This is a genomic window from Sphingobacterium sp. IITKGP-BTPF85 (genome assembly GCF_001006065.1).
GTDB classification, from domain to species: Bacteria; Bacteroidota; Bacteroidia; order Sphingobacteriales; family Sphingobacteriaceae; genus Sphingobacterium; species Sphingobacterium anhuiense.
The window spans coordinates 1-8786 of the sequence record NZ_ASZT02000178.1; the positions used below are offsets into that span (position 1 = coordinate 1).

Here is an 8786-nt window from a genome sequence, read left to right on the forward strand (position 1 = left end):
CCCTTAAAAGCACTTGACGAGCACAATTTTTGTCTTTTTATTTGTAGTTCATTAAATCCTAAAAACCAAAATGAAAAAAAATTTCGACAATGCAGGCGTGGCTTCATTTCATATGGAATTATTTCTAATGAACATTAGCCAGCGTCAAGACATCATTGATCTAGCACGAACGGATCTAGCAAAATTGCTTTTAGATTATTTCGACATGAGTCCAAGCCAGCAAGCATACATTGCGAACATGACACCAGCTTTTAAATTGACGACCGGAAACGGTATTGCTGAAACCTGGGAATCGGGACAGTATATCCAATTTCAAAAAGATGCTAAACCTCCGGGAGACCATTACAAAGATATGGTCGTCTTGGATCCAAATATGATCATTAACACAGTTGATCAATCAGATCAAGAGGAGTCTACCCCCATCCGTCTACCCATTTCCATCTGGATCAGATATCATCTGCAGTAGTTGCCCCGTTAAAGGAATATTGTACCGATCGCAATCCCTTCCTTTAATCTCCCCAAAAAACAATAAACTACGAATAATGATTGTTTTGAGCTGTTTGGAATAGCCCATCATCGACCGAATCTAAAAGTTCGGTCGGTACGGGTTACATAATAGAGATCGACCATGAGCATAACTAACCCATTTTTAGCACACTACACGTTGGCAGGCAACCGTCTTTGAAGAAAAATCTATTTTTCAAAGGCGATCAACTGTCCCTATAAATTTACTGATCATGAAAAGATTACAAGATTACTTTTCAGGTTATGTTGCATTACCCGAAGAAGTAATAAACTTTCTGGCCCAAAACGGTAAGATCAAGCATTACAAAAAAGAGGAGTACTACATCAGGGAAAACGATATAAAACATTCCTCAGCTTTTCTCCTTGAAGGTTTGCTTTCTTACGAACTGTTAAATAAAAAAATGAAAATCCAGATTGAGCGTATCGGCACTGTCAATCAATACATTGAAGGCACAAAACATCTTTACAGTCGATCATCTGCGGAGGTTGCTATTCGATTTTTAGCGGATAGCACCGTCTATGAAATCAACAATGAAATCCTCCAGGAAGGAATAGGACGATATCCCGAACTGAATCATCTCAACCATATTTTGAAGCAACAGGCGCTCAATACGATAAAAGTATACATTCGCATTCCAAAATTAGACCGGGAAGAACGATTAGCATTTCTATATGCCAAGATCCCGCAGCTTATAGGGAAGTTAACGGTAGATCAGATGTGTAGCCTTTTAGGATATACTGATCATCGGCAATACTATGCTGCTTTAAAATATTGGCACAATAAAGATCATTAGCAAATTGAAAGTTTGAGTTATAACACAGAGAGAAAAAACAAAGCTGCTGTAGTTTGAAATAGATTGTTGAAGCAATGATACAGCAAGATTATTAAAACTCAGACAAATTGAAAGTTTGAGTTATAACACAGAGAGAAAAAACAAAGCTACTGTAATTTTGAAAGAGACGATTGGAGTCAACGTATTACTAGGATCATAATTTAGGTTAAAAATAAAGGATATGGAAAAGAAATGGAATAAACGAAAATTTGCAGTTTACCCCGCAGGCGGGAGAGATTGCTAAAGCCCACTTTAATATGGAAGCCTCCATGGCGCGGAAGCTTTCATGTGGCCAGCCTGTTACACCCAGGTAGAATGATATAAACCGATATGGAAATGCAAAATATTTATTATTAACGAATACAAAAATTAAAGTTATGGCTTTATTTAACTACACGGGATCAAACCCGTCTCAACCCGCTTCTTACACATTGCATACTGATCCAAACCCGCCAGCATGTCCTGGTGCTACAGAGCAAATGTGTTCATTACAAGCTGCTAACAATGGTAGTGACAAACCTGTTATTACTGATTCATTAAAAGATGAAATCATCAACTGTTTGCAAAACCAGGTAAATAGCACAAATGTAAAGTTGAAAGAAAGATAATAAGTAAAAGTTTAAGATGGAATCAGCGTTCGCTAAATTTAGAATAGGGTATGAATTTTCATACCCTATATTGTTTTAAGCTATTCCACTTCCTCAATTACCAATACTTCCTGCTCCCCCATTCCTATCTCAGCTACTATTCCGTAGACAGCAAGCTGTTCATTCAGTTCTTTTAAATTGCTATAATCTCCAAGCTTTATCTCGCCCTTACTTTTAACCAAATCCAAAACTGGTGGAAACTGGCGCCCCATATCAGTCATTACCGCAAATACAGAACTGCCCGCATAGGTCATTCCTTCCAAAGGAATTTTACCACTATAAGATTTCACAGGGCAAGGTTTTAAAATCAAACATTCAATATTTTTCATCGCTTTATAGGTACGAATACCCAAAAAGGTATGTAAATCATGCAATAATAATCTAGCTTGGGCTGAATCAGTTCTCCGTATAACATCCATACGCTCATATGATATCGCATGTTCCGCATACCAGATATCGCCAACATTTGCAGTATCCTTGTATACATTTGGATCTTTAACGATTAATAACAGTCGCTCTGGTCTTGGAATATAGTTTGCCTTTTCTATTTTAGCCCAAGTGGACATTACGGCACTATAGATGGAGCTATTATAAAACGATGTTTTTTGTAAGCCTGTCACACTATCCTGTTGTTTTCTAAAAGATTCAAAAGGAACACCATTTTGATAGCCTGAAAGCGAAACAGCACCTTTTGTTTGCCTTTCACCGATTGCTTGGCCCAGTAAATTTCCCGTACCAAAATCATCTTTGAGTGGTAAATCAATTTGTCCTTTTTCATAAAGGGCTAAGACATGCTCTTCCGTGATTACTTTGTTCCCCGTTATCGCCTGTACCTTTCCATTGAACAGCAAAACAACATGAGGAACGCTTTTATGTGGAAATCGTTCTTTTAAATATACATCCGAAAAAATCACGGGAAGATTGACTTTATTTTCCTTAAGATATTCATTTTTATCATAGAATCTCTGTAAAGTCCCCTTATCCTGCCAACTGACAGTTATAATCTGTACCTTATTCTTCAATTTGTCCTGAAGTTTTTGCAGCTTAGGCATCGTTTGTATACAAGTACCACAAAATGTATCAAAGAAATCCAAAATGATCACTTTGTCCTTCAATTTTTTTAAATCAATAGGCTTTCCCGTACCGCGCATCTGCTGTACAGCGCTAGGAGGTACAAAGATGTCACCTACTTTGATTGCTTTGCTTAAATCTATTTTCTTATCCGACTGTGCACTGCTATTGAATGCTGTCATTAGCACTATATACGTAACTAAAATTAATTTCAAATAATTCATTTTCTTATTTTTTATAAATGATTAGCGTAAATTTTGAGGTATCTTTCCATTATTGATCACTATTTCCGGAAGTCTGAAGGCATATTTACGACTATTCGGTTCCAATTGGTACATCATTCCATGCATCTCTCGCTTTAGTGTTTTTTGGAATCGAGGATCCAGATTCAATCTTTTGAGATCTGACCAGCGACGCCCTCTAAAAACCAATTCTTTTTGTCTTTCTTTCAAGATCAGGGTTAATAATAATTCAGGATTTCGTTCGGTAATAGCAATATATTTATTTCGTTCAAATCGCTTGATACCTAACATATTCAATGCAGCAAGGGACTCTTCAATTTTACCGATCCGAGCACCTGACTCGGCTTTGATGAGATAGATTTCACTAGTGGTAAGACCTACAAACAGATTGGCCATCGAATTATCATAGCTACCTTTAAAACTATAAGAATCTAAGGGATAAGTGTTAGGGCGAAAGAAAACAGTTTTCCTCAAATCTGTCGAACCATAATCCCTATAAAGCATTGAATCAACTAAACCATTATTAAGACTCATAGGCCCTGCGGTTGCAGAAATAGCTGAAAACAATACCTCAACATTAAACCGATCAATCGGTAAATCCCGGTTTTTATCTAAATCATTAAAATCCATTAATTCACTTTTCAACTGTAAGCAGGAATCTGCATAAGCATAAGCTTCTTCAAATTTTCCCATCCCCAAATACACTCTTGCCAAACCGGCATAAGCACTCGCCCGCATAGGCCTCCCCTTTATCCCTTCCTCAATCGGTAATCTAATTGATGCCTCCCTGTAATCCCTTAAAATCTGATCATATGTTTCCTGTAAAGATGCACGGGTGGAAGGGTCGTCAACATCAGGAGTCAATCGCAATGGAATCCCCATCTCAGCATGAGATGTTGCAACATTGTAAGATAGAGCAAAGACTTCAACTAATTGCTGGAAAGCAAAGGCTCGAAAAAAATGTGCAATCCCAATTAGATTACTGGCTTTCATCTTATTCTCCTCCGTTTCTCCTTTGCCTATGATTTCCAACACTTGATTCGCATTAAATACAGCTTTATAAGGTCTCTGCCACTGTGCTGCATCATCGTAAATAATATCCAGCCATAAATAGGTGTTACGCTGATCAAAATCTAACATACCATCAAACGTTTCTGGAGCAACATAATATTCATCGGCAGATAAATCTCCATAGACTGGATAGCCAGTATTCATCGTACTGTAATCATTGAGCAAAAGCTCAGCATCTTCTAAGCTTTTAGGAATGACCATCTTGATATCAGGCTTGACTTCTAAAAATTCGGAACAGCAACAGCATGATAGCATCACATAGACACTAAAGATTATTAAATAAATTTTCATGATATTTCAGATTAAAGATTAAAACTAAATCCTAGCGAAGACATCATCGCATCAGGTATATTGGAACCATACTCGGAATCGATAGCTAATTTATTGGCTCGCCAAATGGTCCCTACATTTTGCAGGTATGCATATACCCGGCAATTTTTCAATTTAAATCTATTCGCAAAAGGTAAATTCAGACTCAGCTGTATATCACGAAGTTTGATCTGCCCCCCATTCTCCAACAGCGCGGACGATCGCATATAGACCTGACTTCCCAGGTCTGCAGGGTAATTAAAAGCAGGTACATCTGTCAACAATTCATCCCCCGGCTTTTGCCAGCGCAACGCATAATCCTTATGCCCGATATCACTGTTCAAAAACAACTGGTTGTCAAAAGAATTGCGCAGGAACTTATGTCCCAACTGATAAGAAATATTCCACGAGAGCTCTAAGTCCTTATAACGAATGCTGTTGCGCCAACTTCCAGTATACAAAGGCACCGTTGATCCGTAATTTTCAAGATCGTTTACATTCAAAGCTAAGATGGCATTGTAATCTTTGGAGACCTCACCATTCAGATATGCACGAACTTGTCCCGTTTCAGGATCTAAACCCGCCCATTTGTAGGCCAATTGGCTATAGAGATCAAATCCCTCAACTGCAGTCCTGGCATTAGATTGTGCGGAACTTATAAAATCCTTGCCGTTTTCATTTTCGATGTAAGATTTCAACACCTTGGTACGTGCATATGTAAAAACTAAATTACTGTTCCAGGTCCAATTCTTACGCTGAATAGGGATAGCATTTAAACTTACGTCCCAACCTTTAGTACGAATATTTGCACTATTAATCATCAAAGTTGTAAAACCTGTACTCGGGTCTACCCGGTCTGGAGCAATCAGATCTTTCGCATTTTTAACGTAGTACTCGATACTCCCTGAAACATGGCCCCCTTTTATTGCAAAGTCAATCCCTAAGTTGGTGATTCCAACTCGTTCCCAACGTAAACTAGGATTGGGAGGTGTCATAATCATCCCATAGTTTTGATTGGTGATATAGTGCGCTTCATTCTGAATAGAAATAATAGGATAAGCCGAAACACCATTATTCACATTTCCATTATACCCATAGGTACTGCGTATTTTCAAGTGATCAAATGGGGTGTTTATCATAAACCACTCTTTCGATAAAACCCAAGCGGCACCAAGGGACCAGAAAGGTTGTCCACGGTCATTACTTTTAACGCCGAATAAATTGGAAGCATCTTTTCGATAAGATCCGCTGAATAAATATCGATCTAAAAAATTATAACCAACATTGGCAAAATAGGAGTAAAAGTTATTGCGGTAAAGTTCATAATGATTTAAATCATCAATGGTGGATACCCCCATGATTCCATTTAATAAAGGAACTTCTACACCAAAAGGAACGGACTTGAATGAGCCTGTCTCTTTATTAAATCCATGATATTGGCTAGAAGTTACATTTTTCCTAATTGTCCGAATCTCTACTCCAGAAAATAGAGTCAATTCATGCTTATCGCTCCACTTCTTATTAAATTCAGCAGTTCCTCGACTATGATGTGTTTGATTCTCCCAATCAACTTCCGTAAGATAATCACCAACAGGAAGGTTCCAAGTAACAGAATTAGCATCCCAGCTTGCAAAACGATTGATTATTTCCCGTTGAGCACTAGAGCGTATACTTCTCCACCCTTCAAATGAAGAAGAGGAACGCTGATAAGCATAAAGTAAATTTAACTTTAAACCAAAATCAAAATGATAACCGGCATTCATCGTGGTGAAGAATTCATTTAGATGTTGCGTCTGCTTTGTTTCATTCAATTCATTTAATGGATAATAAGACCAATCCAACAATCGACCACCGGCACTGTATCCCTAAAAGTCGGATTAAATCCACCTGCAGTTACCTCTAAAGGCTTTCCAAATTCATCTGCCAAACGCATATAAGGATAATTCTGCATACCTTTTGCAAGTCTGTTATAAGCGACAGGTAACAACGACTCCTGATTTTTACTTTCGGTATACATGATTCCTAAATCCAGCACCATATTTTTAACAGGTTTAATTTGGGTATTCGATTTGAGATTCAAACGATTGTAAGATGAAGTAACAACATCATTTAAGTTCTTATCATAGCCCGCGGAAAATACGGTATTGACCTTCTCACCCCCTGCTTGTAATTGCGCATGATATTGCTGATTGACTGCGTTACGATAGATGTATTTCAAAAAATCGTCTCGCACATCCGTATTCTTTAAAACATCAATTTCCCTATTAAAATCTAATTCGGATAGATTTCCATTTTTCCGATTATACATAAGCCATAGCACTGGTTGCGGATTTCGCAACCGGTTACGAAACCAGCTATTATACTTTCCTTTATCAAATAAATATTGCTGTGCATCGATATAATCCGAAGTGTACATCTGTGGATAGTAGTACAGATCAGGCTTAGCCTTTATACTCACATTCGTATTGAAACTAAGCTGTGTTCGTTCATTAAACTTTCCTCTTTTAGTCGTAATGACAATGACACCATTTCCGGACTGTGCCCCCCAAATAGACGATGCTGCCGCATCCTTCAATACCGTAACACTTTCAATATCATTGGGATTGATATTATTAAACGATCCTTTACCATAGTCAGTACCCCTATTTTCATAAGGCACGCCATCGATGACGACAAGTGGCCAAACTTCAGAACGTAGAGTACTGACTCCCCTAATATTGATATTTAATAAATTACCTTTATTTTCTGGGTAAATTTTAGATGACATAATCCCTGGCACCACATCCTCCAGCCGGCTCACAAAATCTGTCGAAACCTTCCTATTGAATAACTTATTATCTACAAATTCAAAGCTCCCTGTCGCCCTTTCTTTAGGTATTTTTGGTATCCTGTAGACACCACTTCTACCTCGTCAAGTTGATTTTCAACAGGATTTAGTTGCACATGCAACACCGTTCCAGAAGTATAATCCAGCTCTAGGGTTTTATAGCCGACAGAGGTGAACTTCACTTTGCCCGTACGCTGAGATACAGCGATGCTGAAAGAGCCATCTTTCTTGGTCGATGTCTTCACATTATCCGCTTCAATACGCACGGATACAGCTTGTAACGGCTTCTTATCTACAGCAGAAATAACCGTTCCTTGCAACACATAATTTTGCTTATTCTGAGCTTGTGCGGATACCGTTCCGAAGGTCAGCATCAACAGTAAGATCATTACCGCTGAAAAAGATGATTTTGGCAATCGACTCACAAACCCCTCATTCACAACATCTCTTATACCCCCTTGCACTTGATTTGAAAAGCATTTTAAGCGATTAGATAGATTATTAATGCCTAACCACTTAGATGCTTGGCAAAAGAAATTGGATAGCTTAAAACCTCTCATTTTAGATAAAGCGCTTTCCGTGTAGGGATTAAGTATGGATGAAGCATAGATAAAGCGTTGATAGTGCGTTAGTAGTGCGTAAATGGTTACCGTTTTACACACTATCCATGCTTTACCAGTACTTAGCATACGCATTACGGACGCTTGGGCAACACATGAACAACCATATCCCCGTACTAGCCTAGCACAAGCCAGTCCAAGCACTGTCAAGCTACTACTACCAGTAGCTCTTTGGTAGCTCTCCAGTACATTCCCAGTACCTTTTCGGTACCTTTTCAGTAGGGCATTGGTGAATAAACCGTACACTGACCGTATATCAAGAACGATTTTAGCAAGTACATTTTTTATGAAAATCATTAAAAAAGCAAAGCCTTTGGTTAGGATCTTATTCGGACTTTCTTTTAACCGTCTTTTACCCTTGTAGTAAGTTTCCCCGTATCTGCACCACACTTGCACCGTAGTTGCACCGTCCTTTTCCTGGTGCAGGGACGGGAGAGGTACGGTGCACATACGGTGCAACGACGGCCGGAGGTAAAACAAGGTTCGAAGCGGGTTAAAAGCAGGTATATAGCGAGTACCACTCAGAAAATGCCTCAATTTACTGTTTGCCACATCCAGTAAACTGCTACTAACTTTCTTTTCCCTGTCTTGCCCCCTTTTTCTACTTCCACTCGGGTTTTGCTCGACTATCCTTCGACTTT

General features: G+C 38.6%; 8 protein-coding genes. 3 read left to right on the forward strand and 5 right to left on the reverse strand.

The window, feature by feature from the left end:
- Positions 1–70: 70 nt before the first annotated feature.
- The 3 genes from L950_RS22500 (at position 71) to L950_RS22510 (ending at position 1966) form a co-directional block, all read left to right on the forward strand.
- On the forward strand, positions 71–466 hold the full coding sequence (locus L950_RS22500; protein ID WP_021190756.1) for a hypothetical protein: 396 nt from the start codon (positions 71–73) through the stop codon (positions 464–466).
- A gap of 271 nt (positions 467–737) precedes the next feature.
- Positions 738–1319 (forward strand): hypothetical protein, encoded by a 582-nt coding sequence (locus L950_RS22505; protein ID WP_021190757.1) that lies wholly within the window; start codon positions 738–740, stop codon positions 1317–1319.
- Between the two features lie 416 nt (positions 1320–1735).
- Positions 1736–1966, forward strand: coding sequence for a hypothetical protein (locus tag L950_RS22510; protein WP_021190758.1), 231 nt, complete (start codon positions 1736–1738; stop codon positions 1964–1966).
- A gap of 80 nt (positions 1967–2046) precedes the next feature.
- On the opposite strand, the gene L950_RS22515 is transcribed toward L950_RS22510, so the two are convergent.
- The 5 genes from L950_RS22515 to L950_RS22535 all read right to left on the reverse strand — a co-directional run.
- Positions 2047–3291, reverse strand: coding sequence for a TlpA family protein disulfide reductase (locus tag L950_RS22515; protein WP_197086643.1), 1245 nt, complete (start codon positions 3289–3291; stop codon positions 2047–2049).
- 30 nt (positions 3292–3321) lie between these two features.
- Entirely contained in the window at positions 3322–4680 is a 1359-nt protein-coding gene (locus L950_RS22520; RefSeq protein WP_084825530.1) for a RagB/SusD family nutrient uptake outer membrane protein, read from the reverse strand.
- An 11-nt stretch (positions 4681–4691) separates the two neighbouring features.
- Complete coding sequence (locus L950_RS22525; RefSeq protein WP_231577801.1) at positions 4692–6539, reverse strand: hypothetical protein; 1848 nt, start codon at positions 6537–6539, stop codon at positions 4692–4694.
- Positions 6515–7585 (reverse strand): TonB-dependent receptor plug domain-containing protein, encoded by a 1071-nt coding sequence (locus L950_RS22530; RefSeq protein WP_084825531.1) that lies wholly within the window; start codon positions 7583–7585, stop codon positions 6515–6517. Before L950_RS22530 ends, L950_RS22525 begins: the two co-directional genes overlap by 25 nt.
- Positions 7537–8786, reverse strand: a 1250-nt coding sequence (locus L950_RS22535; protein WP_197086644.1) for a carboxypeptidase-like regulatory domain-containing protein, incomplete at its 5' end; no start/stop codon positions are given. The genes L950_RS22530 and L950_RS22535, both read right to left, overlap by 49 nt.